This window comes from Rhizobium ruizarguesonis, from assembly GCF_017357285.1.
GTDB lineage: Bacteria > Pseudomonadota > Alphaproteobacteria > Rhizobiales > Rhizobiaceae > Rhizobium > Rhizobium ruizarguesonis.
The window spans coordinates 3858524-3883463 of sequence record NZ_CP071678.1 but is presented as its reverse complement, the minus strand read 5'-3'; the positions used below and the strand labels follow the sequence as shown (position 1 = coordinate 3883463).

Annotated in this window: 20 protein-coding genes; 4 read left to right on the top strand and 16 right to left on the bottom strand. The window is 61.7% G+C overall.

Features of this window, described 5'->3' with window-relative positions:
- Nucleotides 1–6 precede the first annotated feature (6 nt).
- The 6 genes from J3P73_RS19205 to J3P73_RS19180 form a co-directional block, all read right to left on the bottom strand.
- A complete protein-coding gene (locus J3P73_RS19205) occupies nt 7–3333 on the bottom strand; it encodes an efflux RND transporter permease subunit (RefSeq protein WP_018073732.1) in 3327 nt (1108 codons plus the stop codon).
- Nucleotides 3334–3345: 12 nt separating this feature from the next.
- Nucleotides 3346–4536: an efflux RND transporter periplasmic adaptor subunit gene (locus J3P73_RS19200; protein ID WP_130662095.1), complete on the bottom strand. Its 1191-nt coding sequence runs from the start codon at nt 4534–4536 to the stop codon at nt 3346–3348.
- A 506-nt stretch (nt 4537–5042) separates the two neighbouring features.
- Nucleotides 5043–6014: an ABC transporter substrate-binding protein gene (locus tag J3P73_RS19195; RefSeq protein WP_018073734.1), complete on the bottom strand. Its 972-nt coding sequence runs from the start codon at nt 6012–6014 to the stop codon at nt 5043–5045.
- Nucleotides 6015–6072: 58 nt separating this feature from the next.
- Nucleotides 6073–7200 (bottom strand): ABC transporter permease, encoded by a 1128-nt coding sequence (locus J3P73_RS19190; RefSeq protein WP_024319385.1) that lies wholly within the window; start codon nt 7198–7200, stop codon nt 6073–6075.
- Nucleotides 7197–8126: an ABC transporter permease gene (locus tag J3P73_RS19185; protein WP_018073736.1), complete on the bottom strand. Its 930-nt coding sequence runs from the start codon at nt 8124–8126 to the stop codon at nt 7197–7199. The genes J3P73_RS19190 and J3P73_RS19185 overlap by 4 nt, the downstream gene beginning before the upstream one ends.
- Nucleotides 8127–8184: 58 nt before the next feature.
- A complete protein-coding gene (locus tag J3P73_RS19180; protein ID WP_020397631.1) occupies nt 8185–8961 on the bottom strand; it encodes an ABC transporter ATP-binding protein in 777 nt (258 codons plus the stop codon).
- A 94-nt stretch (nt 8962–9055) separates the two neighbouring features.
- Here J3P73_RS19180 and J3P73_RS19175 point away from each other — a divergent pair, with 94 nt between their 5' ends.
- Nucleotides 9056–9469, top strand: a complete 414-nt coding sequence (locus tag J3P73_RS19175) for a cupin domain-containing protein (RefSeq protein ID WP_018073737.1) — start codon at nt 9056–9058, stop codon at nt 9467–9469.
- 58 nt (nt 9470–9527) lie between these two features.
- Here the strand turns inward: J3P73_RS19175 and hydA are convergent, their stop codons facing one another.
- Genes hydA through J3P73_RS19160 form a run of 3 tightly spaced genes read right to left on the bottom strand, consistent with a single transcriptional unit; the run spans nt 9528 to nt 12875 of the window.
- Nucleotides 9528–10982 (bottom strand): dihydropyrimidinase, encoded by a 1455-nt coding sequence (hydA, locus tag J3P73_RS19170; protein WP_130692487.1) that lies wholly within the window; start codon nt 10980–10982, stop codon nt 9528–9530.
- A 34-nt stretch (nt 10983–11016) separates the two neighbouring features.
- Nucleotides 11017–11622 carry a hypothetical protein gene (locus J3P73_RS19165; RefSeq protein WP_130682190.1) on the bottom strand — a complete coding sequence of 202 codons (606 nt, stop codon included), beginning with the start codon at nt 11620–11622 and terminating at the stop codon, nt 11017–11019.
- Nucleotides 11622–12875: a Zn-dependent hydrolase gene (locus J3P73_RS19160; protein WP_024319388.1), complete on the bottom strand. Its 1254-nt coding sequence runs from the start codon at nt 12873–12875 to the stop codon at nt 11622–11624. The genes J3P73_RS19165 and J3P73_RS19160 overlap by 1 nt, the downstream gene beginning before the upstream one ends.
- A gap of 276 nt (nt 12876–13151) precedes the next feature.
- Between J3P73_RS19160 and J3P73_RS19155 the strand changes: the two genes are divergently transcribed.
- Nucleotides 13152–13829: a TetR family transcriptional regulator C-terminal domain-containing protein gene (locus J3P73_RS19155; protein WP_018073741.1), complete on the top strand. Its 678-nt coding sequence runs from the start codon at nt 13152–13154 to the stop codon at nt 13827–13829.
- Nucleotides 13830–13834: 5 nt separating this feature from the next.
- Here J3P73_RS19155 and J3P73_RS19150 read toward each other — a convergent pair whose 3' ends face one another.
- From J3P73_RS19150 to J3P73_RS19140, 3 genes are all read right to left on the bottom strand, one after another.
- On the bottom strand, nt 13835–16402 hold the full coding sequence (locus tag J3P73_RS19150; RefSeq protein ID WP_130692485.1) for an HWE histidine kinase domain-containing protein: 2568 nt from the start codon (nt 16400–16402) through the stop codon (nt 13835–13837).
- Nucleotides 16399–16935, bottom strand: coding sequence for a biliverdin-producing heme oxygenase (locus J3P73_RS19145; RefSeq protein ID WP_130692483.1), 537 nt, complete (start codon nt 16933–16935; stop codon nt 16399–16401). The genes J3P73_RS19150 and J3P73_RS19145 overlap by 4 nt, the downstream gene beginning before the upstream one ends.
- Nucleotides 16936–17076: 141 nt before the next feature.
- The gene (locus J3P73_RS19140) at nt 17077–17976 is read right to left on the bottom strand and encodes a LysR family transcriptional regulator (protein ID WP_207579683.1); all 900 of its coding nucleotides are present in this window, start codon (nt 17974–17976) and stop codon (nt 17077–17079) included.
- A 101-nt stretch (nt 17977–18077) separates the two neighbouring features.
- Between J3P73_RS19140 and J3P73_RS19135 the strand changes: the two genes are divergently transcribed.
- Nucleotides 18078–19100: a zinc-dependent alcohol dehydrogenase family protein gene (locus J3P73_RS19135; protein WP_130692479.1), complete on the top strand. Its 1023-nt coding sequence runs from the start codon at nt 18078–18080 to the stop codon at nt 19098–19100.
- 57 nt (nt 19101–19157) lie between these two features.
- Here J3P73_RS19135 and J3P73_RS19130 read toward each other — a convergent pair whose 3' ends face one another.
- Nucleotides 19158–19568, bottom strand: a complete 411-nt coding sequence (locus J3P73_RS19130) for a rhodanese-like domain-containing protein (RefSeq protein WP_130692477.1) — start codon at nt 19566–19568, stop codon at nt 19158–19160.
- A gap of 68 nt (nt 19569–19636) precedes the next feature.
- Between J3P73_RS19130 and ftrA the strand changes: the two genes are divergently transcribed.
- Nucleotides 19637–20638 carry a transcriptional regulator FtrA gene (gene ftrA / locus J3P73_RS19125; protein ID WP_027689269.1) on the top strand — a complete coding sequence of 334 codons (1002 nt, stop codon included), beginning with the start codon at nt 19637–19639 and terminating at the stop codon, nt 20636–20638.
- Between the two features lie 76 nt (nt 20639–20714).
- On the opposite strand, the gene preA is transcribed toward ftrA, so the two are convergent.
- The 3 genes from preA to J3P73_RS19110 all read right to left on the bottom strand — a co-directional run bounded on the left by preA (nt 20715) and on the right by J3P73_RS19110 (nt 24809).
- Nucleotides 20715–22028, bottom strand: coding sequence for an NAD-dependent dihydropyrimidine dehydrogenase subunit PreA (gene preA, locus J3P73_RS19120; protein ID WP_130692475.1), 1314 nt, complete (start codon nt 22026–22028; stop codon nt 20715–20717).
- A gap of 15 nt (nt 22029–22043) precedes the next feature.
- Nucleotides 22044–23405, bottom strand: coding sequence for an NAD(P)-dependent oxidoreductase (locus J3P73_RS19115; protein ID WP_130692473.1), 1362 nt, complete (start codon nt 23403–23405; stop codon nt 22044–22046).
- A 408-nt stretch (nt 23406–23813) separates the two neighbouring features.
- Nucleotides 23814–24809 (bottom strand): sensor histidine kinase, encoded by a 996-nt coding sequence (locus J3P73_RS19110; protein ID WP_197726863.1) that lies wholly within the window; start codon nt 24807–24809, stop codon nt 23814–23816.
- Between the last annotated feature and the right edge of the window lie 131 nt (nt 24810–24940).

Genomic DNA, 24940 nt, shown 5'->3' with positions numbered 1-24940 from the left:
TTTTGCTTATTCCGCCGCGAAGGGCGGCAGGCGGAGCACGTTGGTGTCGTTGCCCTTGGCGCTCTTGCGTTTGCTTTCCGGCTTTTCGATCGCGGTCAGGCGCTCTTCCAGCGAGTCGATGTCGCTGCTGTTCTCGCGGGTGACGCGGGTAAGATCCTCGCGCGACAGCGGCAGTTCCTCTTCGTCCTTCCTGCCGACCAGGCGGCCGAAAGCCCAGCCGAGCAGGCGGGACAGATCGTCCATGATCAGGAAGAAGGAGGGCACGACGACGAGCGAGAGCACGGTCGAGACGATGATGCCGCCGATCACCGCAATCGCCATCGGCGCGCGGAACGAGCCGCCTTCGCCGACACCGAGCGCGGAGGGCAGCATGCCGGCCGACATGGCGATCGAGGTCATGATGATCGGACGGGCGCGCTTGCGGCCGGCTTCGACCATGGCCTCGACGCGAGGCATGCCCCGGTGGCGCATCTCAATCGCGAAATCGACGAGCAGGATCGCGTTCTTGGTGACGACACCCATCAGCATCAGGATGCCGATCATGACGGGCATCGACAGCGGATTGTTGGTGACGAGCAGGCCGGCTGCGACGCCGCCAATGGCGAGCGGCAACGAGAACAGGATGGTGAAGGGCTGGATCACGTCCTTAAAGAGCAGGATCAGCACCGTCAGCACCAATAGGAGACCCATCAGCATGGCGTTGACGAAGCTCTGCTGCATCTCGGTCTGCACCTTAGTGTCGCCGCTTTCGGCAAGGTGCACCGTGGCGGGGATGTTGGCCCCATTGACGATCTCGCGGAAGCGGGCCGAAGCTGTGTCGAGCGCCACGCCCTGCGGCAGGTCGGACCCGATCGAGACGACGCGGTAGCGGTTGTTGCGCTTGATCGAGCTTACGCCTTCCGAATAGTCGATATTGGCGACGCTTGCGAGCGGCACGGTGCCGCCGCTGGCGGTCTGGATCTTCAGCGCCCGGATCGCTGCGAGATCGCGGCGCATGTCGAGTGAAGTCTGGACACGGATCGGGATCTGGCGATCGTCGAGCGAGATCTTGGCAAGGGCTGCGTCGACATCGCCGATGGTGGCGACGCGGATCGTCTCGGAGATCTGCTGCGGCGTGATGCCGAGGCGGGCCGCCTCATCCTTGCGCGGATGAACCTGCAGTTCCGGACGGGGCAGGGCACCGTCGGCGCTGACATTGGCAAGCAGCGGATCGGCGCGGAGCTTGGCTTCGAGAATACCGATGGCGTCGTTCAGATCCTTGTCACTCTTGGAGAGGAAGTTGAAGGAGAGGTCGCGTTCGCCGCGGTCATTGAGCTTCAGGATATGGACGTCGGGAATGTCGTGCAGCTTGGCGAAGACTTCCTTTTCGATATTCCACTGCGGACGTTCGCGGCCGTGGACTTCCACCTTCGGCAGCATCGGGCCGATGACCGGGATATGGCCGAGCACGTCGTTGACCATCTTCTTGACCAGCGATTGGTCGAGCTTGTCGAGTGCCAGCGTGACGGTCGCACGGCGCAGTTCGAGATCGCCCTTCGGCGATGCGCCGCCGAGAACGAAGACGCTATCGACCCCGTCAATGTCCTTGACCCTGTCGTAGATCGCATCCGTCGTCTTCTCGGTGTCGTCAAGCCGTGCATTGGGAGGCAGTTCGACGGAGAGAACGATGCGTGAAGCGTCTTCCGGCGGCAGGAAGCTGCCGGGAACCTGCATCAGCAACATAACGGAGCCGACCAGGAAGGCGAACGCGACAATCAGCGTCGCATAACGCGTGTACCAGCGTCCCGTCGTGCCACGTATGAGACGGGTGTAGCCGCGCATCAACAGGCCGTCATTGTCGTGATGATCTTCCATGCCGTCTTCGGCGCGCATCAGATAGGCGGCCATCATCGGGGTGATGAGGCGCGCGACCATCAGCGAGAAGAAGACGGAGAAGGCGACGGTCAGGCCGAACTGGATGAAGTACTGGCCCGGAATGCCCGGCATGAAGGAAACCGGCACGAAGACGGCGATAATGGTGAAGGTGGTGGCGATGACGGCAAGGCCAATTTCATCGGCGGCCTCGATCGCCGCTCGATAGGGCGTCTTGCCCATCTTGATGTGGCGGGCGATGTTTTCGATTTCGACGATCGCATCGTCGACGAGGATGCCGGTCGCGAGCGTCAAGGCGAGGAAGCTGACGAGGTTCAGCGAGAAGCCCATCAGGTCCATGATCCAGAAGGTCGGGATCGCGGACAGGGGAAGGGCGATTGCCGAAATCAGCGTCGCGCGCCAGTTCCTGAGGAACAGGAAGACGACGATAACGGCGAGCAGCGCGCCTTCGAGCAGCGTATGGATGGCGGCTTCGTAGTTGCCATAGGTGAAATAAACCGAATCGTCGATCAGTTCGATCTTCACGTTCGGGTTTTCGGCCCGCACCTTGTCGAGGCTTTGGCCCACGGTTTCGGCGACGCTGACCTCGCTGGCACCCTTGGAACGGAAAACGCCGAAAGTGACGACGGGCGTATCGTTGAAGCGCGAGAAGGACTTCGGCTCCTCATAGGTGTCCTTGATGACACCAAGATCGGACAGCTTGACGAAGCGGCCGTTCGGCAGCGCGATCGTCGTGTCGGCGAGCTCGGCGACGTTGCGGGCGTCGCCCAGAACGCGGATCGCCTGTTCGCTGCCGGCCACCTGGCCGCGGCCGGAGCCGAGATCGATGTTGGTGCCGCGCAGCTGCTCGTTCACGCTTGCGGCGGTGATGCCATAGGCGTTGAGCTTGTCGGGGGTGAGTTCGATGCGCACTTCGCGCTCGGCGCCGCCGTAGCGGTCGACGCGGCCGATGCCGGCCTGGCCCTGCAGCGAACGCTTGATCGTGTCGTCAACGAACCAGGAGAGTTCTTCCAGCGACAGGGCAGGCGAGGAAACGGCGAAGGTCTGGATCGCCTGGCCTTCGACATCGACCTTGGAGACGATCGGTGCTTCGGCGTTTGCCGGCAGATCGCTGCGGATGCGGTCGATCGCGTCCTTGGTGTCCTGCACGGCCTGTTCGGTCGGCACTTCCATGCGGAACATGACGTTGGTCTGCGAGCTGCCGTCGGTCACCGTCGACTGGATCTCGTCGATGCCGGTGATCGAGGCGACGGCGTCTTCGATCTCCTTCGTCACCTGCATTTCGAGTTCAGCAGGCGAAGCGCCGCTTTGAGTCACGCTGATCGAAACCAGCGGTACGTCGATGTTGGGAAAGCGGGTGATCGGCAGCGAGTTGAAGGACTGCATGCCGATGAACACCAGCAGGCAGAAGGCCAGCAGCGGTGCGATGGGGTTTCGAATGGACCAGGCTGAAAAATTCATCGGATGGTCTCTTTAGTTGGAAGCCGGGGGCTGTTCACGCACCGGAGTGATGTGGTCACCGTCACGGACATAGGCGCCCGCCTTGGCCACGACCTCATCGCCGGTCTTCAATCCATTGACGATCTCGACATAGGCACCGTCCTGGATGCCGGTCTCGACCTTGGCGTATTTCACCACCCCATCCTCGACCCTGCGAGCGGAGGAGCCTTCATTGCTGGTCAGTACGGCGGTCAGCGGAAGCGATACGCCCTCAGTCTCGCGCACGATGATCTCGGCGCTGCCATACATGCCCGAGCGCGCCTTGCTGTCGTCGTCGATGGAGATATGGACGAGCCCGAGGCGGGTGACCGGATCGACGGTCGGCGAGACCAGGCGCACGGAGCCGGACAGCTTCTCGCGGCTGCCGGAGAGCGAAATCGTCGCCTTCTGACCGGCCATGACCCTGACGATGTCGCTTTCGGCGACTTCGGCAACGAGTTCGATATCGCCGTTACGAATGATGGTGAAGAGCGGATCGCCGTTGCCGGCGGCGATGGCGCCGACCTTGGCGTTCTTGGCCGAGATCGTGCCGGAGACCGGTGTCTTCACATCGGTGCGCGCCAGTTTCAGATCGGCATCGGCGATCTGGCTGTCGAAGACCTTGAGATCGGCTACGGAAACTTCGATCGCCTGTTCGGCGGAGGATACGCGGGCATTGGCGGCGGCGGCAGTCGCATCGGCCTGTTCGACCTGGGCGGTGGAGACCGTGCCCTTCTTACCCATTTCCTGGGCGCGGGCCTGCTGCTGTCTTGCCTGTTCGGCATTGGCCTGCGCCTCGATGAGCTGGGCGCGCAGCTGGGCAAGGCTTGCCTCACCCTTGGCTCTCGTCGCCAGCATCTGGCTCTGATCCAGGATCAGCGCGTCGTCGTTCAGCGTGGCCAGCGTGCTTTCCGCCTCAACCTTGTCGCCGACATCGGCCTTCAGCGTGCGGATGGAGAGGCCTTCGACCTGCGGCTGGATATAGACTTCCTCGACGGGTTTGACCGTTCCCGTGCCGATGACGCGGTCGACGAGGGTCCGGTTCGTCGCCTGGGTGACGACGATCGCCGGCAGGTTCTGCTGCGGCTTTGCGACCGGCGTCTCCTGCGAAAATGCGGTGGATGCAGCAAGTGCCGCTGCAAAAAGAGTAGAGGCGCCTAGAATTCCAATCGGCTTGCGTGCCATGCGTCTTCGTCCAATCTTGTGATAAGGTTGGCCGAACTCGAGCGTCTGCCACTCAGCGCGCGATCAGGCCACTGCCCTTCCTGCATTCTCAGAGGTATCCGCCGATCCTTTGCCGTCTTCATCCCTCGCCGGCAAATTCGGCTTGTAGGTGGTATCGATTTGCTCGATCTACAAGTCCGGCAGAAAACAATTCCCCATTAGGCGATAATAATTACCATTCCGACGTCAATCAATCACCGCAAGGTTATGTCAACATTACGAAGATTGATCGCGCCTCATCCCTAAGACGTTTGACGCCCGATAAATGCGACAGTTGCAAGGCATTTTTTTCGGTTGTTGGATGCAGATGATTTAGGCCGACCGACCGGAAATCTGAATCATCATCTAAATCAAATAGATAGAGAATGTCGTCCGAATGCCGCGGACACTTTTCGGCATCATGCTCCAGAAAAAGACAAAACGCGCGAGAAATCTCCCGCGCGTTTTGCTTCGCAATCCTGCCGAAATTATTTGGAAGCGGCGTCGGTGATGTCGTGCGTCCAGGCGCCCGACGGCTCCTTGCTGATGATCTTCTGGTCGAGCAGTGCCTTTGCCGTGCGAGCATAGAGGGCCTCGTCCAGCTTGCCGGAGCTGTCGCCGACCAGCTTGGCGACTTCACCCATCATGCGCTTCTGATGGTTGTCGTCCTGGCCGCCATTGTCCATGACGATCTCGGCGGCTTCGTCCGGATTCTCGGTGGCATATTTCCAGCCCTTCATCGAAGCGCGGACGAACTTGACCATCTTCTCCTTGAAGGCCGGGTCTTTCAGCTTGTCTTCCATCGCATAGAGGCCGTCTTCGAGAAGGTCGTTGCCCATTTCAGTGTAGTTGAAGACCGTCAGTTCTTCCGGCTTGAAGCCGGCATCGATCGCCTGCCAGTATTCGTTATAGGTCATGACGGAGATGCAGTCGGCCTGCTTCTGGACAAGCGGCTGCACGTCGAAGCTCTGCTTCAGCACCGTGACGCCGTTCGGACCGCCTTCTGTGGACAGGCCGAGCTTGTTCATCCAGGCGAAGAAGGGATACTCGTTGCCGAAGAACCAGACGCCGAGCGTGTGGCCCTTGAAGTCGGCTTCGGTCTTGACCGGGCCGTCCTTGCGGCAGACCATTTCCAGGCCCGCCTTCTGGTAGGGCTGGGCGATGTTGACGAGCGGAACGCCCTTTTCGCGGGCAACCAGGGCGCCGCCCATCCAGTCGACGATGACATCGGCGCCGCCGCCGGCGATCACCTGCTCGGGGGCGATATCGGGGCCACCCGGCTTGATGTCGACGTCGAGGCCTTCTTCCTTATAGAAGCCCTTTTCCTTGGCGACGTAGTAACCGCCGAACTGGCTCTGCGTGACCCATTTCAGCTGCAGCACCACCTTGTCGGCGGCCATGGCATGGGCCGATGCGAGCGACATCGCGCTCGCCATCATTGCAACCATCAACTTTCTCATTTTCTTATCCTTACCCTCTGAAGTTATGCCCGGACCCGTTTCTGGAGCCCGCGCGCGCCTAGCCACCACGGATAGACGGATGCCAGAACGTCACCGCCCGTTCGGTCAGGGCGATGATGCCATAGAAGATCGAGCCGGCCAGCGCCGCGACGGCGATTTCCGCCCAGACCATGTCGACATTCATGCGGCCGATCTCGGTGGAGATACGGAAGCCCATGCCGACGATCGGCGTCCCGAAGAATTCCGCAACGATGGCACCAATCAGCGCCAGCGTCGAGTTGATCTTCAGTGCATTGAAAATGAAGGGCATTGCCGCCGGAAGCCTGAGTTTCAGCAGCGTTTGCCAATAGCCGGAGGCATAGGTGCGCATCAGGTCGCGCTCCATGCTGCCGGAGGCGGCAAGGCCGGCGACGGTATTCACCAGCATCGGGAAGAAGGTCATGATGATGACGACGGCGGCCTTCGACGGCCAGTCGAAGCCGAACCACATGACCATGACAGGGGCGACGCCGATGATCGGCAACGCTGAAACCATGTTGCCGATCGGCAGAAGGCCGCGGCGCAGGAAGGCGATGCGGTCGGCCAGCACCGCGACGACGAAGCCACTGAGACAGCCGACGATATAACCGATCAGCACCGCCTTGAAGATCGTCTGCCTGACGTCCGCGCCGAGGATCGGCAGCGATGCCATGAACCGCGCGCCGATGGCGCTCGGCGGCGGCAGCAGGATGAAGGGAACGCCGGCGCCACGTGTGACCGCCTCCCAGAGAATGAGGATCCAGGCGCCGAAGATCGCCGGGATCAGGAGCTGGAGTGCTGACTTGCCGGAAGTGGTGACGGGCTGCAGTTTCGACAGCTCGGTGACACATCGCCAGGCAAGCAGCCAGCAGGCGAAGAGCAGCAGGAAGAAAGCCCGCGTCGCCGCGCCCTCGTTGCCGGAAAGAGCCGAAAGCAGCATCCAGGCAGCCCCATGCGCGCCGATAAACAGCACGGTGGCACGATAGGCCGGCGGCTGCGGCGCTAGAGACAGCAGGGCAGCCGCGACGACGATGATGAAAATGAGGCTTGCCGTGCCATCGGTGAGGGGTCGCGTCGCGCCGTCGGCCAGGAGCGGCAGGGCCGTCAGTGCTCCGATGCAGAGGAGGAGAGCAACCACGGCTTGCCAGGAGAAGGTCAGATGTCTCATGCCGGCCTCCCGCCCATGGCGCGGTCAACGATTTTCGCCGCAACACCGACGATCGCGACCAGGATGCCGGCAAGCAGCGATCCGGCGACGAGGGCCGCCCAGATATCGATGGTCTGGCTGTAATAGGAACCGGCGAGCAGCTTCGAGCCGATGCCGGCGACAGCCCCCGTCGGCAACTCACCGACGATGGCGCCAACGAGGCTGGCGGCAATCGCAACCTTCATCGAGGTGAAGAGGAAAGGGATCGAGGCTGGAACGCGCAGCTTCCAGAAAGTCTGCATCGGGCTGGCATAATAGGTGCGCATCAGGTCGAGATGCATGATCTCAGGCGAACGCAGCCCCTTCACCATGCCGACGGCGACCGGAAAGAAGGAGAGGTAGGTGGAGATCAGCGCCTTCGACACGAGCCGGGAAGCGTCGGAATCGAGATTGAGGAGATGTGCAATGGCATTGTCGCCGGTCAGCACGTTATAGGAGATGATGACGATCATCGGCGCGATGGCGAGGATCGGTATGGTCTGGCTCGCCACCAGCCAGGGCATCAGCGAGCGGTCCATGGCGCGGTTATGGACGATCAGCACGGCGAGAAGGATGCCGAGCAGCATGCCGAAGCCGAAGCCGAGCAGGGTGGAGGAGAGCGTTACCCAACTGTGATAGACGAGGCTGCGGTTGCTCGAAAGGCTGCGCAGGAAGGTGTTCTCGTAGACGTTCTGCGCCACCTGATGCGGCGCCGGCAGGATCGGCTTCGGCTGCGCCAGCGTCTTGCCGATGAATTCGAGGGTCGAAGGTGTGACGCCGGCGCGGCCGTCCATGTCGCGCTGGAACGGCGCGTTCATGAGGATGGCGGCGACATACCAGATGACGACGAGGGCCAGCAGGATGGTGGTGACGGGGACGATCTTGTCCTTGAAGGTGTCGGGTTTCATAGGATTCGCTCCCATGTGGTGTTTGGCCTGCTGAGCCTGGAAATCAAACCCCTATTCCTCATGCGTGTCCCGTCCTCAACCCTTCGCGGACGCGATGGGCGATCTCCAGGAACTCGGGGGTTTCGCGGATGTCGAGCGGTCGTTCGGCCGGCAGAGTCGAGTCGATCACATCGGTCACGCGGCCCGGGCGCGGAGACATCACCACGATCTTGGTCGAGAGGTAGACTGCCTCGGGGATGGAATGGGTGACGAAGCAGATCGTCTTGTTGGTGCGGGTCCAGAGTTTCAGCAGCTCTTCGTTCAGATGGTCGCGGACGATCTCGTCCAGGGCGCCGAAGGGCTCGTCCATCAACAGCAGATCGGCGTCGAAGGCGAGTGCGCGGGCGATCGAGGCGCGCTGCTGCATGCCGCCGGAAAGCTGCCAGGGGAATTTCTTCTCGAAGCCCGAAAGACTGACGAGATCGAGCGCTTCGGCGATGCGCCGCGTCCGGTCGGCGCCGGAATAGCCCATGATCTCCAAGGGCAGGGCGATGTTGTTTTCGATGGTGCGCCAGGGATAGAGCGCCGGCGCCTGGAAGACATAGCCGTAGGCGCGGGCCTTGCGCGCCTCCTCCGGCGTCATACCGTTGATCGAGATCTCGCCCGAGGTGCTCTTTTCGAGATCGGCGATGACACGCAGGAAGGTGGTCTTGCCGCAGCCCGACGGGCCGATGAAAGAGACGAAATCGCCCTTGCGGACATCGAGATTGACATTGCTCAGTGCACTCACCGGGCCATCATTGGCCTGGTAGGTGAGACAGAGATCCTTGGCGGATACGACGGAGGGTGCTTGCATCAATGCGACCAGTCTTGTTTTCGCCGCGGGAACGCGGTTTGCGTGCTATTATTACCGCCGGTTTTATCGACGACACACTCCATGGAGGATGAGGATGGACGTGACATCAAAGCCCACCTGCCACATCGTTCGCCCCAATCATGCCTATGACGGCAAGCAGGGGCTGAGCTATTTCGCAGGCATCGCCGCCGAAACGGTCGGCGCCAAGGGCATCTGCATGCATCTGTTGACGATCCCGCCCGGCGTGCGCGCCAAGGCGCATCTGCACGAGGCGCACGAGACGGCGATCTACATGCTCTCCGGCGAGGCCCATACCTGGTACGGAGATCGGCTCGAGCATCACGTTATCGTCCATGCCGGCGAACTTTTCTATATCCCGGCCGGCGTGCCGCACCTGCCGGCGAACCTCAGCAGCACGCCGTGCACGGCGATCATCGCGCGCACCGATCCGAACGAGCAGGAAAGCGTCGTGCTTCTGCCGGAGTTGGACGCTTTGGTGCCGGCGTGAGGTCATTGGCATAGAGGCAGCGGTCCCCGGTTGATGGCCGTATCGTCATGCGCCATCGTCATACGCCGCTTGCCGGAATACCGCTCCGCGTCACCTTGCGCGGCGCGGTGATATCCTTCCACTGGGAAAGCGCCTTGCTGACAGCCGTGACCGGCTCGCGCCTGACGAATTCGCCGTGGCCCTCGCGGGTCTTGATCGCGCCTTCCTCGATCGCGACGACGCCGCGCGTCAGCGTATAGCGCGGCAGGCCGGTCACTTCCTTGCCTTCGAAGACGTTGTAGTCGATCGCCGACTGCTGGGCCTTGGACGAAATGGTCTTGGAACGTTGCGGGTCCCAGACGACGATATCGGCATCGGCGCCGACAAGGATCGCGCCCTTCTTCGGATAGATGTTGAGGATCTTGGCAATGTTCGTTGAAGTGACGGCAACGAATTCGTTCATGGTCAGCCGGCCAGTGTTGACGCCATGCGTCCAGAGCATTGGCATGCGGTCTTCGAGGCCGCCGGTGCCGTTCGGGATCTTGGTGAAGTCGCCGACGCCGAAGCGCTTCTGCGCCGTGGTGAAGGCGCAATGGTCGGTGGCGACGACCTGCAGTGAGCCGGAGGCAAGCCCTGCCCAGAGTGAATCCTGATGCTGCTTGTTGCGGAAGGGCGGCGACATCACCCGGCGGGCCGCATGATCCCAGTCGGGATTGGAATATTCGCTCTCATCGAGCGTCAGGTGCTGAATCAGCGGTTCGCCATAGACACGCATGCCCTTGGCGCGGGCGCGGCGGATCGCCTCGTGCGCCTGTTCGCAAGAGGTGTGAACGATATAGACCGGGCAGCCGGCCATGTCGGCGATCATGATGGCGCGGTTGGTGGCTTCACCTTCCACTTCGGCCGGGCGGGAATAAGCATGCGCCTCTGGGCCGTTATTGCCCTCGGCGAGCAGCTTTGCCGACATTGAGGCGACGACGTCGCCGTTTTCTGCGTGCACCAGCGGCAGGGCGCCGAGTTCGGCGCAGCGCTGGAAAGAGGCGAACATCTCGTCATCGTCGACCATCAGCGCACCCTTATAGGCCATGAAGTGCTTGAAGGTGTTGATGCCCTTATCGCGAACGATGGTCTCCATCTCCTCGAAGACCTGCTCGCTCCACCAGGTGACCGCCATGTGGAAGGAATAATCGCAATTGGCGCGGGTCGATTTGTTGTCCCACATGGTCAGCGCTTCGAGCAGCGACTGGCCGGGGGCGGGCAGGGCGAAATCGACCACCATGGTCGTGCCGCCGGAAAGGGCGGCGCGGGTGCCGCTCTCGAAATCGTCGGAGGAGTAAGTGCCCATGAAGGGCATTTCGAGATGGGTGTGGGGATCGATGCCGCCGGGCATGATATAACAGCCGGAGGCGTCGAGTGTTTCGTCGCCGGAGAGGTTCGGACCAATCTCTACGATCTTGCCGCCGTCGATTTTGACATCCGCCTTATAGGTCAGGTCGGCGGTGACGATGGTGCCGTTCTTGATGACTGTGGTCATGGCTGCTGTTCCTTTTCCCTGCGGTCTTATTGTCTTACGGCTCCACTGCCATCGTGGGCGTGCCGTTTCTAAAGAGCGCCGCACCCTTGGCGATAAGGCTGTAGACGGCCTCCTCACTCAACTCATCCGGCTTGTCGTGCTTTTCCTCGTAATACCAGTCGGGCTGTTCAACGACGTCGATGCCACCGACAGACAAAGACCAAAAACCATCGCTTTCGCGAAAGTAAAAATCCTTGCCATCGATCAGCCCGGTTGATTGTACGGGTTGGCTGCCCTTGGGACGTTCGATCAGTATGCCGGGCATGGAAGGACCGAGTTCGATCCGAACGATATCAATGGAGCCAGGCCGCCCAGTGACATAATAGGTTTGGTGGGGCGCGTCCCGGTCATCTGGATCGGCCAGCTGAATGCTAGAAGGTTTATAGCGCCAAAAGCTCGATATTTGCGGAAGCTTGATCCGCTCGCCTGCCGTGTTGATGCCAATGTAGAAGATCTGCACGCCAGGTATATCGTCCCACGGACCTTCGTTCACCGGCGTCGCATTGGCATTAGCCCATGCAAGGTCGTCGGCAGTTCGCTGAGTTTCGAACTTAAAGATATCAGCATAATCGAGATAAGTCGTTGGCAGGTCTGGCGCCATCACACCACGATCTCCGCCGTCTCGACCACCGCATGAAACAGCACATCGGCGCCCGCGGTCGCCCATTCCTTGGAGATTTCTTCCGCCTCGTTATGCGAGAGCCCGCCGACGCAGGGGCACATGACCATCGTTGCCGGTGCGACCTTGGCGGCCCAGCAGGCGTCGTGGCCGGCGCCGGAGATGATGTTCATGTGGCTGTAGCCGAGCCGCTCGGCGGCGTCGCGCACCGATGTGACCAGTTTGGGATCGAAGGTGATCGGCTCGAAGTGGCCGATCGCCTCGATGGAACAGCCGACGCCGAGTGCATCGGTGATCTCAGGCGCTTTCGCCTCGATCTTTGCCCGCATGCGGTCGAGCTTCTCCTTGTCGGGCGAGCGGATGTCGACGGTGAAGACGACCTTGCCCGGCAGGACGTTGCGGGAGTTTGGCGAGAAAAACACCTGGCCGACGCCGCCGACGGCGCCCGGCTGTTCGCTCATCGCCACGTCCTGGACCATTTCCAGGATGCGGGCCATGGCGAGGCCGGCATTCACGCGCAGGTTCATCGGCGTCGAGCCGGTATGGGCTTCCTTGCCGGTCAACGTGAATTCCAGCCACCAGAGGCCCTGGCAATGGGTGACGACGCCGATCTGCTTTTCCTCGGCTTCGAGAATCGGCCCCTGCTCGATGTGATATTCGAAATAGGCGTGCATCTTGCGGGCGCCGACTTCTTCGTCGCCGACCCAGCCGATACGCTTCAATTCGTCGCCGAACAGATTGCCCTCGGGGTCCCTGCGATTATAGGCAAAGTCCAGGCTGTGCACGCCGGCGAAGACGCCTGACGCCAGCATGGCAGGGGCAAAACGCGCGCCTTCCTCATTCGTCCAATTGGTCACGACGATCGGATGTTTGGTCTTGATGCCGAGATCGTTCATCGTGCGCACGACTTCGAGGGCCGCAAGTACGCCGAGCACGCCGTCATATTTGCCGCCGGTCGGCTGGGTGTCGAGGTGCGAGCCGACATAGACGGGCAAGGCATCGGGATCGGAGCCGGGGCGGGTGGCAAACATCGTGCCCATGCGGTCAACACCCAAGGTCAAACCGGCATCGTCACACCATGTCTTGAAGAGGCTGCGGCCCTGCGCATCGGCATCCGTCAGCGTCTGGCGATTGTTGCCGCCTGCTATGCCGGGGCCGATCTTCGCCATGTCCATGAGACTGTCCCAGAGACGGTCGCCATTGACGCGCATGTTCTCGCCTGGTGCTGCCACCATTCTTTATGCCCTCACCTGTTTGCGGCAGTCATGCAAAGAGGCATGCCCGCCTGTTCCCGTGGTCCTTTCCTGCGCCCCCTTATTGGTTTTGTCGAGCGCCGGAAAATCGCCAGTTGCCTTTGTTTTACATCTGACGGATAATTTGACCGATTGGTAAACATTACAACTTCCACCGCCGGGCTCAAGACGAAAATCACGAAAATCGCCGATAAAAATGCGGGCAGTTGCTCAAGGAAGCGGCGAGGGTCGTCCCCAACCCAAACTTGAGCGAAGAAGTTGAATTTCAAGGGGAAACGACAGCCTGTGACCATACCGAGAGCAGCGAAAACCCTGAGGCGGACGCGAATCCAGGAAGAGAAGGAAGAGCAGATTCTGGAAGCGGCGCTCGATGTGTTTTCGGCAAGCGGCTTTCGCGGCTCGACAATCGACCAGATTGCCGAAGTGGCCGGCATGTCGAAACCCAACCTGCTCTATTATTTCCGCACCAAGGAAGCCATGCACCGGGCGCTGATCGACCGGGTGCTCTATACCTGGCTGGAGCCGCTCCGCGCCTTCGACGCCGAAGGCAATCCGGAGACGGAAATCCGCAGTTACATCCGCCGCAAGCTGGAGATGGCCCGTGATTTCCCCCGCGAGAGCCGGCTTTTCGCCAACGAGGTGCTGCAGGGCGCGCCGCATATCGAGGACGAGCTGAAGGGCCCGCTGAAGGAACTGGTCGACGAGAAGGCGGAGGTCATCCGCGCCTGGGCGAAATCAGGCAAGATCGTCAAATGCGATCCCTATCACCTGATCTTCTCCATCTGGTCGACGACGCAGCATTACGCGGATTTCGACGTCCAGGTGCGCGCGGTGCTGGGGCAGGAACATTCGGGCGAAGGGCGTTTCGAGGATGCGGCGCGGTTTCTGGAGCAGCTCTTCATCGGCGGGCTGCGACCGGATCCTCTCGGAGGGTGAGGGTTTTACCCGCTCCTGCGAAGCTGCACCCGGGCAAGAAAATCCGTCACGCCTTCCATCGTATAAGGCTTCTGCAGCACGGGTGCATCCGAGTGGGTGTTTGCCTGGGCGATGCCTTCCCCATACCCCGTGGCAAAAACGAAGGGCACGCCATCAGCTGCCAGCCGGTCGGCAATCCCGAAACTCGTCTCATCGCCAAGATTGACATCGAGAAGCGCCAGATCGAAGGACTGGCCGGCCAGGATTTCCATCGCCTCGGTGACACTTGGTGCCGTTGCGACGTCGGCGCCCAGGCGGCGCAGGATATCCTCCCCATCCATGGCGATGATCAGATTGTTTTCCACCAGCAGCACGTTCAGGCCGCAAAGCGGCTGATCGTCGGGAATCGTCTTGCGTCCGGTTGCTCCGACCGGAGGCGGATTTGACCGTTCGCTCGTCGGGCCGACGACATGTCGCGCCGGAATGCAGAAATCGGCCTCGAGCCCATCCCTGAGGTAGCGGACCTCGGCCTTGCCGCCGAGGTCATAGGGGATCGAGCGGCGGATGATGGTCGAACCGAAGCCATGGCGTTTGGGTTCGACGACGGGCGGACCATGCTTTTCGCGCCAGCCGATGCGTAGATTACCCTCGTCGTCGCGGTGCCAGCCAAGTTGGACCGTGCCGCTGCCGGTGCCGGAAAGGCTGCCATATTTGGCGCTGTTGGTCATCAGCTCGTGGAAGACAAGGGCGGCGGTGGAAAAGGCGTGCGGTTCCAGCAGTACATCCTCGCCGCCCATCTGGATGCGTTGCGCATTTTTCCCGAGATAGGCGGCTGTCTCTGCCAGCAGCAATTGCCGGAGCGAAGCGGGCGCCCAGTGATCGCGGGTGATCTGGTCATGGGCGCGGGCAAGCGACTGAATGCGGCCCTCGAGCTGGCGGATGTAGTCGCCAAGGCCGACCGACGTTGCCTGTGACTGCCGGATGATGCCGGTGATGAGGCTCAATATGTTGCGGACGCGGTGGTTCAGCTCGGCGATCAGCAGTTCCTGGCGCTCGTTTGCCGTCTGGCGCGCCATACTGACCTCGTCGGTGAGGCGCAACACCACCTCGATCAATGTGACGCGGATGGTTTCGGCGACACGGCGCTCGGCCTCGGTGAAGGGGAGGGAGCGGCCGCGCACCAGTTCCGACCAGGCTTCGAAACTCTTGCGCGGCGTCAGCCGCGGGCCATTCGGACCGTATTCCACCGGCTTGTGCGGATCGCCGCCCCAGCGAACTGTGCGCACCAATTCCTGACGGAAAAGCACGACATAATCGCGCGGCGAACGCGAGATCGGAATGGCGAGCATGCCTGCTACAGCATCGTCGACCTCAAGATCCGGATAGGTTTCCGCGAGCCTGTCCACGGCATAGATGCGGCCGGCGGCGTTGCGGTTGAGGTGGCGGACGAGGGCTGCGAAGCCTCTCTCATTCGGCCCGTTGCCGGCAAGTGCCAGCCGGCCGTTGATCCAGACGCCGATCCCGTCGGCAGGAATGGCGTCGGCGAGCGCCTCGATCAGCCAGGCCGGATCGTCGAGCAGGCTCGCATTGTCTGCGACGGAGGTGAGAAGCCGGTCGGCAATGCGGCGCGCCTTGGTCTCGTAGTCGAGAGCCAGTCGCCGTTCGCGGCTTTCAAGGCGCGACGCAAACATCTGGCCGAAGAGTTCGGCAGTGGAGCGGCTTTGGGCCGAAGGCAGACGCGGGCCGTAGTGATGGCAGGCAATCAGGCCCCAGAGCTTGCCGTCCACGACGATCGATATGGAAAGCGAAGCGCCAACGCCCATGTTTTTCAGATATTCGATATGGATCGGCGAGACCGAACGCAATACCGACATGGAGAGATCGAGCGGCCGGCCGTGCTCGTCGAGCTGCGGCAGGATAGGGACCGCGACGGCGTCGACATCGGCAATGATGCGGAACAGGTTGCGCAGATAAAGCGCGCGCGCCTGTACCGGAATGTCGGAAGCCGGATAGTGCAGCCCGAGGAATGAACCGATGCCGGCCCGGGCGGCTTCCGCCACCACTTCGCCGGAACCGCCTTCGTCGAAACGATAGACCATAACCCGATCGAAACCGGTCAGCGCCCGCGCCTGTCTTGCACCTTCACGGAAGAAAGCTTCCAGTGTTTCCGTGTGGTCGAGGCGCGACATCATGCTGCGCATGGAGAGCGACGCGGCGTCGCGCCTGTCTTCCTGGCGGCGCTCGCCTTCGATGATGACCTCACCTCCGTTCAGGTGCACGGCAAGGTCGAACGTGTTTTGATCGGGAATCAGGGCAATGCCGAAAATGCGCTCGACGACGTCGGAACCGCGCAGCGTGGTAAGCTTGTTGCGGATGGCGTGGAGTGCCTCGGGTGTGATCAGAGAGATAACGGGACGGCCGATCGCGTTGGCCTGCGCAACACCAAGGAACTCCGGCAGATTTGCGGAGGCGCGCGTGACAACCCAGTCTGAGGATACCGCCAGGAGAAAGCCAAAGGGCTGGACCGAGCCGAGCTGGTGGATCGGCTCACGGTCGCAATTGGTAAGATCGACGGGTTCGTGCGAGCCGCTCATGGGACGGCTTCCAGTTCGACCTGCCCCGCTTTGAGGAAGAGATCGAAGACACCGCGGGCTGCGGCGACAGCCGCACCGGGATCGTCCACCTTGCTCGCGTCAAGACGATCCATGAAAAGGCGCATGGCGCCCTTTGGGCCTTGCGGGCTCAGGTAGCTGCTGGGCAAGTGGTCGGGCACGGCCTTGGCGAGCAGCGCGCCGTCGAGCTTGGAGCCTTCAAGGACATAGGCGGCGCCCCAGACCGCTGCTTCACAGCGCAATGCCAGTTGCGGAAGCAGTACGGGCAATCGATCATCGAGTTCCTGGATGTCGGCAGCCAGCAGGTGCGTGCGCCTTCGTTCCGGCCAGTCTGGCAGCAGGCGGCCGATTCCTCCCTTCTCAAGCGCATGTTCGACTGATGGTACGACCCGGGCATGCGCCCGAAGGAACGCCTTGTAATATTGCGTGCGTGAGAGGTTGAAACTGCCGAAGAGGGTGTCGACCGCGGCGTGGCAATCTGCAGTTTGTGCGCGGAGGGCGCTGCGAAGTAACATGCTGACGTTTTTCCGAGTGATATGGCGGCCGTCCAAAAAGGACGGTGAATGAGCGGATATACTGCGGCATCGCGTTATTTCCAGAGAAACGCCTAGGAATAACATAGGTTTCTCGTCGCTCGCAGACACGCGGCGAGCGCGTCAGCCCATCGTTGCTGGCAGTCCCGCAGCGAGTGTATCGATCGCGAGCCGCACCTTCGGCAGCATGACCGGCGAGCGCAGCCAAACGGCATGGGCATCGAAGACATTGGCCGGTTCGTGCTTCAACACCTGAATGAGCCGGCCTGCCAGCACCTCCTCGCGGACCAGCCAGCAGGGGAGCCAGGCAAGACCGCGCCCGGCGACGGCCGCATCGGAAATCGAAGCGAGGTCGTCGAGCCGCAGTCGCGCCTGTGGCGCCAGCCGCCGCCCGGGATCGGCTGCAGTCGGAAAGATCCAACCCTTGTCATCATCGCCCCGCCTGTAGACGATGCCTTCATGCCGCGGAATATCGAAGACCGTCTGTGGCGCGCCATGTTTTTCCAGATAGGCGGGCGATGCGCAGACCGTCATGCGCTGGCGGGCAATCGCCCGGGCCATCAGATCCGGATTGTCCTTCAGCGGCCCGTTGCGGATGACAAGATCGAACCCGTCCTCGAGCAGGTCGACGATACGGTCGTTGAAGGACGGGTCGAGTTCGAGGTTCGGATGTTCATCGAGCAGGCGTGCCAGAATCGGCGCGATGCAATGGCGGCCGAAAAGCACGGGCATCGAGATGCGCAATCGGCCGCGTACGTCACGCCGGCCGGATTCCAGCATGGCTTCCCCGAGGCGGATTTCCTCAACCGCCCGCAAGCAGCGCTCGTAGAAGAAGCGGCCTTCCTCGGTAAGGCTCTGCATGCGTGTCGTACGGTTGAAGAGGCGCACGCCGAGACGCTGTTCCAGACGTGCGATCGTCTTGCCGACGGCCGAACGCGTGAGATGGAGCCGCTCGGCGGCAGCCGAAAAGCCACCTGCCTCGACGGCTTCGACAAAGATCGAGATACCCTTCAGCTGTTCCATTTGTTTCCTCTTTGGAACCATTCTGGTGAATTAATATCGCAACTGGTGCAAAATATTCAACGATATCCTTGTCCTCCCTGCAATGAACAAGGAGCAAGGCAATGCAAACAACACGGCAATGGCAGATCGATGCGGTTGGGCCGGAGCGCCAGCTGACGATCGGCGAGCGGAGGCTCGAACCGGTTTCGGGAAACAGGGTTCTGGTCCGGACGGAAGCTGTCTCGCTCAATTTCCGCGACCGGCTGGTGATGGAGAGCGGCATGGGGTTGCCACTGCAATTTCCCTTCGTGCCGGCTTCCGATATGGCGGGGGTCGTCGAGGCAGTCGGACCCGAGGTCAGCCGTTTCAAGCCGGGCGATCGGGTCATCTCGACGTTTTCGCCCGACTGGATCGACGGACGCGGGTTAGGCGATGCGCGCACGCCACCTTACAAGACGCGCGGCGGCTTTTATCCCGGCGTCCTCTCGCAATACACCGTGCTTTCCGAAGAATGGTATTCACGCGCGCCTGACACGCTCGATGCGGCGCAGGCGAGCACCTTGCCCTGCGCCGGGCTGACTGCCTGGTTCGCACTGATCGAACGCGGCGGTCTGAAGGCCGGCGACAAGGTGCTGGTGCAAGGCACAGGCGGGGTGGCGCTCTTCGGTCTGCAGATCGCCAAGGCGCATGGTGCGGAGGTCTTCATCACATCAGGTGGCGCGGAGAAGCTCGAGCGTGCCGTTGCCCTTGGCGCCGATCACGCGATCAACCGCCATGGGGGCGACTGGGTGGAACAACTCTATCAGTTGACCGGCGGCTATGGCGCCGATCACGTGCTTGAGATCGTCGGCGGCCCGCATCTCGGCCAGGCGTTGAAGGCGGTGGCGATCAATGGCCGCATTTCCGTCATCGGCGTGCTCGAGGGGTTCGAGGTTTCCGGCCCGGCCGGCCCGCTGCTGCTCAAGGCGCCTGTCGTGCAGGGCATTTCCGTCGGCCATCGCCGTGCGCTTGAAGATCTGGTGCGGGCAATCGACCAGACCGGGCTGAAGCCTGTGATCGACAAGCGCTACGCCTTCGACGAATTCCCTGAGGCACTCGATCATCTCTATCGCGGACCTTTCGGCAAGGTGGTCGTCGAGTTCTGACGGTCGCGATTTTCCCTTCTCCCCGCTGCAGTAATTGGAGGGGGAGACGGGAGGCCATCAGGCGGCAGCGGGGATGCCTTGTTCGAAGGCGAAGCCTTCATCGGCCCAGCCGGTCATGCCGCCGATCATCAGCTTGGCCTGGAGGCCGAGATTGGCGAGCCGGAAGGCAGCCTTGTCGGCGCCGTTGCAGTGCGGACCGGCGCAATAGACGACGAACAGGGTATCGCTTGCCCATGTCGACATTCGATGCGCCGTCATCTTGCCGTGCGGCACGTTGATGGCTCCGGGAATGTGGGATTCTGCGAAGAGCTGCGGCGAGCGCACGTCGAGGAGAACGAAATCGACTTTCCCGGCCGCAAAGGCGGCATGCACGTCCGAGCAATCGGTTTCGAAAGCGAGCTTGGCGGCAAAGTGAGCGACAGCGGCATCCGGGGCTGCAGCAGGTATTTGGGAAACGGGGCTTGGCATCGGTTTTTCCTTTTTCTGAAGTTGCGGCCCGGTATCGCCGATGCTAAAGCTTTGCGAAATTGGCCATCATGACCGACAGCGTAAAGATCATGCCAAACTCATCGTCGCAGCAGACCAAAGGACCGCTGGTCGCCGCACTAGCCTATGACGGGCTCTGCACATTCGAATTCGGCATCGCCTACGAGGTCTTCGGCCTGCCGCGGCCGGAAATGGGCGAAGACTGGTATCGTTTCTCGGTCTGCGGCATCGAACCGGGTCCGCTTCGCGCTGCGGGAGGGCTGACGGTCGCAGTCGACAAGGGACTGGAAGTGCTTGACGAAGCGGACCTGATCGTCGTGCCGGGTTGGCGGTCGATCGATGCCGCCGTTCCCGAGCCGCTGGTTTCAGCACTCCAGGCAGCGCATGAACGCGGTGCACGAATCATGTCGCTTTGCTCGGGTGTTGCCGTTCTTGCCGGGTCGGGTCTGCTAGCGAACCGCAGGGCGACGACGCATTGGCGTTATGTCGCCTCGATCGCCGCGCGTTATCCCGATATCGCACTCGATGCCGACGTTCTCTACATGGACGAAGGCAGCCTGCTGACGGCGGCGGGCAGTGCTGCCGGCATCGATCTCTGCCTGCATGTGGTGCGCGGCGATTTCGGTTCGGAAGCCGCAAACAGCGTTGCCCGCCGCCTCGTCGTGCCGCCGCACCGCGAAGGTGGACAGGCGCAGTTCATTCACGCGCCGGTTCCCGAGGAACGCGAAGGCATCCGCCTCGGGCCGCTGATCGAATGGATGCGCGAAAGCCTTTCCGAGGAGCAGCCGATCAGCCTGCTTGCGAAAAGAGCGGGCATGAGCATGCGCACCTTCCAGCGGCGCTTCGAAGCGACGACGGGCCTCAGCGTCGGCGAATGGCTGCTGAAGGAGCGGCTGCGGCATGCCCGCGATCTGCTGGAGAAGGAACTTGCCGTTTCGCTCGACGACATCGCCGCCGCCAGCGGCTTTGGAACACTGGCGACGATGCGGCATCATTTCCGCAGGCGGCTCGGGACGAGCCCCAATGCCTATCGGAAGTCATTCGGCGGTTAGACTGGCCCTGACGCTTCGAATGTTGGCGACAGGATACAACGCCGCGGATCGATCTACTCCGCGGCGTTGCAGATTCTTACTCCGCCGCCTGGCGCGCCATCGGGTTGTTCGGGTGCGTGGTCCAGTTGGCGTAGTTGGGGTCGACGACCCGGCCGGTGCGTTTGTCGAGGGCGCCGGCGGGAAGCTGCTCCATGGTGATGCAGTTCTCGACCGGGCAGACGCTGACGCAGAGATTGCAGCCGACGCATTCCTCGTCCATCACCTCGAAATGGCGAGCGCCATCGACGAAGTTGGTGATCGCCTGGTGCGAGGTGTCCTCGCAGGCGATGTAGCAGCGGCCGCATTTGATGCAGGCGTCCTGATTGATCTTCGCCTTGGCGATGTAGTTGAGGTTCAGATACTGCCAGTCAGTGACGTTGGGCACGGCGCGGCCGGTGATGTCGTCGAGACTGCGGTGGCCCTTTTCGTCCATCCAGTCGGAGAGGCCAGTGATCATCTCCTGGACGATCTTGAAGCCGTAGGTCATCGCCGCAGTGCAGACCTGAACGTTGCCGGCGCCGAGGACGAGGAATTCGGCCGCGTCGCGCCAGGTGGTGATGCCGCCGATGCCCGAGATCGGCAGGCCGTAGGTTTCGGGATCGCGGGCGATCTCGGCCACCATGTTGAGTGCGATCGGCTTCACCGCCGGGCCGCAATAACCGCCATGGCTGCCCTTGCCGCCGACCGTCGGGTTGGGGGCGAAGTTGTCGAGATCGACGGAGACGATCGAATTGATCGTGTTGATCAACGAGACGGCATCGGTGCCGCCGGCCTTGGCGGCGCGGGCGGGGCGGCGGATATCGCTAATGTTGGGCGTCAGCTTGGTGATGACGGGCATGTGGGTGTACTGCTTGCACCAGCGCACGACCATCTCGATATATTCCGGCACCTGACCGACCGCGGAACCCATGCCGCGCTCGGACATGCCGTGCGGACAGCCGAAGTTGAGCTCGATGCCGTCGGCGCCGGTCTCTTCGACCAAGGGCAAGATCGCCTTCCAGGCCTCTTCCTCGCAGGGTACCATGATCGAGGCGATCAGTGCCCGATCCGGCCAGTTCATCTTCACCTGCTTCATTTCCCGCAGGTTGGTGTAGAGGTCGCGGTCGGTGATGAGCTCGATATTGTTCAAACCGAGCAGGCGGCGGTCGGCGCCCCAGATCGCGCCGTAGCGCGGGCCGTTGACGTTGACGACCGGCGGGCCTTCCTCGCCCAGCGTCTTCCAGACCACGCCGCCCCAGCCCGCCTTGAAGGCACGCTCGACATTGTAGGCCTTGTCGGTCGGCGGCGCCGATGCCAGCCAGAACGGGTTCGGGGACTTGATGCCGACGAAATTATTGCGGAGATCAGCCATTGTTCATTCTCCCCTTCAAGCAACCGCGACAGCCGGAGCGGCTGCGGCATTAAGGGCACGAGTGATGGATTCGGCCGCATCGCGGCCATGGGCGACGGCGGAGACGGTGAGGTCATTGCCGCCGAAGACGCAGTCGCCGCCGGCCCAGACGCCGTCGAGCGAGGTGCGGCCTTCCGCATCGATGGCGATACGGCCGCTCTCCATGCGCAGCTGACCCAGGCTCGAGGCTTCGAAGGTCTGGCCGATTGCCTTGAAGATCTGGTCGGCGGCAATCACGCCGGTCTCGCCGGTGCCGACGAGGCGGCCATCGACGATTTTGGTGTATTCCACCTCGATCGCGGCGACCTTGCCGTCCTGCGACAGGATCGATTTCGGCGCCAGCCAATGGCGGATGATGACGCCCTTGGAGCTTGCCAGATCCTGCTCGTATTCGGAGGCGTTCATGTGCTCCTTGCCGCGACGGTAACAGATCGTCACCTCCTCGGCGCCGAGCAGCTTCGCCTGCACCGCGGCGTCGATCGCCGTCATGCCGCCGCCGAGAACGACGACGCGGCGGCCGATGGCGATTTCGCCCTTGTCTTCGGCCTGGCGGAGTGCCGCGATGAAATCGACGGCGTCATCGACGCCTGCAAGGTTCTCGCCTTCGACACGCAACGCGTTGACGCCGGCAAGGCCGATGCCGAGGAAGACGGCGTCATACTGCGCCTGCAGATCGGCAAGCGAGAGATCCTGGCCGAGACGCTCGCCGTTGCGGACTTCAATGCCGCCGATCGAGAGGACGTAGTCGACTTCCTTCTGGGCGAAATCGTCGACCGTCTTGTAGGTGGCGATGCCGTATTCGTTGAGGCCGCCGGATTTTTCCCTGGCGTCATAGATGACGACCGAATGGCCCTTGACGGCCAGGCGATGGGCGGCGGCAAGGCCGGCAGGACCGGCGCCGATGACGGCGATCGTCTTGCCAGTCGGTTCGGCCCTGGCATAGAATTGCTTGTCGGCCTGCATGGCGGCATCGGTGGCGTAGCGCTGCAGGCGGCCGATCTCGACGGGCCGCTCTTCAGCCGTGTTGCGCACGCAGGCCTGCTCGCAGAGTTCTTCGGTGGGACAGACGCGCGCGCACATGCCGCCGAGAATGTTCTGGTCGAAGATCGTCTTTGCCGAACCGATCGGATTGCCGGTCGAGATCTGGCGGATGAACAGCGGAATGTCGATCGAGGTGGGACAGGCCGTCATGCACGGCGCGTCATAGCAGAAATAACAGCGGTCGGCGGCGACCAGAGCCTCATGATTGTCGAGGCGTGGATGCAGATCGGAAAAATTAGCATCATACTCGGCGGGCGAAAGCCGGCCGGCATGGATCCCGGTTTCCAGTCGTTCCATTGAAGTTCCCTCATTATTGGTAAACGGCCTGTGAGGGAAAGCGTAACTCAGGTTTAAAAATTTATCAAACGGTAAAATTTTGACGATTTTCCCTTGCTGCCTCGCAAATAATCCGCTGTTTTTAAAGGGAAAATTTATCCGGCCTACATCGGTGAAACGGCTGAGCACGCGATGAGGGAAGGGCATCCGAAAAAAGATTCAAAAAAGTCGAATTTTTTTCGGATGGAAGGGAACCAAAGTTTAATGTCGTCGTTATTGCGATATCCGGATGGTGATCGCATCGACCCAACATGCGCGCCCCCAACCCACTATCCGGACGTACTCACGGTCCCCTCCCGGTGAGTGAAGACAGCCGGTGCGCCGCCCTCGCACCGGCTGTTTTTCGGTTCTCGGCTGTCTCCAGGGCTTTCACACCCGCTTGAAGATCTCGAATTCGGTTTCCGGAATGGTCAGACGGTATTCGATGCGGCCGGGAATGAGGTGCAACTCCGCTTTGCCATTGACCGACGAAGGCACGACACGCTCCAGCACTGTGCGGCCGAAGCTGTTGTCGCTAAATTCGTGGACTTCCGACTGATCACGCAGAACTTCCGCCCAGGCGACTTCGATCGCCTTCCTGTCGTTGATCGTGGCTTCGCGGCAATTCAGCGTGATGGATGCAGCGCCGCCTGATATCGCGCCGAAGGAGGCGGAGTTGACAATGAGTTCGTGGAGGGCGAGCCCGAGATGCACGGCGGCATTCGGTGTCAGATGAGCGTTGATGCCATAGATCGGCATGGAGCCGGCCGTCTCCGGCCAATAGGGGGCGAACTGCTTTTCGGCGAGTTCGAAGAGATAGGCGCCGCGCCAGCTCGAATCCGTGATCAGGTCCTGCGAATTGGAAAGCGATTGCAGCCGTCCGCGGAACTTGAGGAGGAAGCTATCGAGAGAGAGCGTGTTGCGCGCCGTCTGCGTGGCAATGCCCTGGATGATGGCGAGAAGGTTCTTCGAGCGGTGAGAGAGTTCGCGCAGCAGCGATTTCAGAACCTTTTCGCGATGCCGGCTTTCGGTGACTTCAGTCATGACGGACAGGAGTCCATATGCGCCGCGCTCGCCGGTGCGCTGGATCTTCAGTTCATAAGTGCGCCTTTCGCCGTCGACATCGATCTCGACCTCGGCATTGTTGGGGATGCCGGTTTCCAGCACCTTGTGTTTCAGCGCTGTCAGATATCGCCCATGGGCGTCGCCGAAAAGGGCGGCGTCGCTGCCGCCGGGCATAAAGAGCGCTGCGAAATGCGGCGGCAGATTTTCGGCGTAGAAGATCGACAGTCGGGCGTCCTGGCAGAGGATCGAAATCCCGGCGCTGCCGAGCGCGCGTTCCATCATTGCGGCTTTGCCTTCGAAGGTAAAAGGCATGCCGGACAATGGTTCAGTCGTATTCACTCGGCCGCCTTTCCTTGTGACATCTTGAACGTCGCTGAAGGGAGCGCCCTTACAGACACCGCCTGCCAACTCTAGAACAAAGCGCTGCAAAAAACCGTTAAAGCCACCGGAGC

Bases quoted from the DNA above. Each gene is read 5' to 3' on its own strand.
- J3P73_RS19205 (WP_018073732.1), bottom strand. From the start codon at position 3,333: ATGAATTTTTCAGCCTGGTCCATTCGAAACCCCATCGCACCGCTGCTG.
- J3P73_RS19200 (WP_130662095.1), bottom strand. From the start codon at position 4,536: ATGGCACGCAAGCCGATTGGAATTCTAGGCGCCTCTACTCTTTTTGCA.
- J3P73_RS19195 (WP_018073734.1), bottom strand. From the start codon at position 6,014: ATGAGAAAGTTGATGGTTGCAATGATGGCGAGCGCGATGTCGCTCGCA.
- J3P73_RS19190 (WP_024319385.1), bottom strand. From the start codon at position 7,200: ATGAGACATCTGACCTTCTCCTGGCAAGCCGTGGTTGCTCTCCTCCTC.
- J3P73_RS19185 (WP_018073736.1), bottom strand. From the start codon at position 8,126: ATGAAACCCGACACCTTCAAGGACAAGATCGTCCCCGTCACCACCATC.
- J3P73_RS19180 (WP_020397631.1), bottom strand. From the start codon at position 8,961: ATGCAAGCACCCTCCGTCGTATCCGCCAAGGATCTCTGTCTCACCTAC.
- J3P73_RS19175 (WP_018073737.1), top strand. From the start codon at position 9,056: ATGGACGTGACATCAAAGCCCACCTGCCACATCGTTCGCCCCAATCAT.
- hydA (WP_130692487.1), bottom strand. From the start codon at position 10,982: ATGACCACAGTCATCAAGAACGGCACCATCGTCACCGCCGACCTGACC.
- J3P73_RS19165 (WP_130682190.1), bottom strand. From the start codon at position 11,622: ATGGCGCCAGACCTGCCAACGACTTATCTCGATTATGCTGATATCTTT.
- J3P73_RS19160 (WP_024319388.1), bottom strand. From the start codon at position 12,875: ATGGTGGCAGCACCAGGCGAGAACATGCGCGTCAATGGCGACCGTCTC.
- J3P73_RS19150 (WP_130692485.1), bottom strand. From the start codon at position 16,402: ATGAGCGGCTCGCACGAACCCGTCGATCTTACCAATTGCGACCGTGAG.
- J3P73_RS19145 (WP_130692483.1), bottom strand. From the start codon at position 16,935: ATGTTACTTCGCAGCGCCCTCCGCGCACAAACTGCAGATTGCCACGCC.
- J3P73_RS19140 (WP_207579683.1), bottom strand. From the start codon at position 17,976: ATGGAACAGCTGAAGGGTATCTCGATCTTTGTCGAAGCCGTCGAGGCA.
- J3P73_RS19135 (WP_130692479.1), top strand. From the start codon at position 18,078: ATGCAAACAACACGGCAATGGCAGATCGATGCGGTTGGGCCGGAGCGC.
- J3P73_RS19130 (WP_130692477.1), bottom strand. From the start codon at position 19,568: ATGCCAAGCCCCGTTTCCCAAATACCTGCTGCAGCCCCGGATGCCGCT.
- ftrA (WP_027689269.1), top strand. From the start codon at position 19,637: ATGACCGACAGCGTAAAGATCATGCCAAACTCATCGTCGCAGCAGACC.
- preA (WP_130692475.1), bottom strand. From the start codon at position 22,028: ATGGCTGATCTCCGCAATAATTTCGTCGGCATCAAGTCCCCGAACCCG.
- J3P73_RS19115 (WP_130692473.1), bottom strand. From the start codon at position 23,405: ATGGAACGACTGGAAACCGGGATCCATGCCGGCCGGCTTTCGCCCGCC.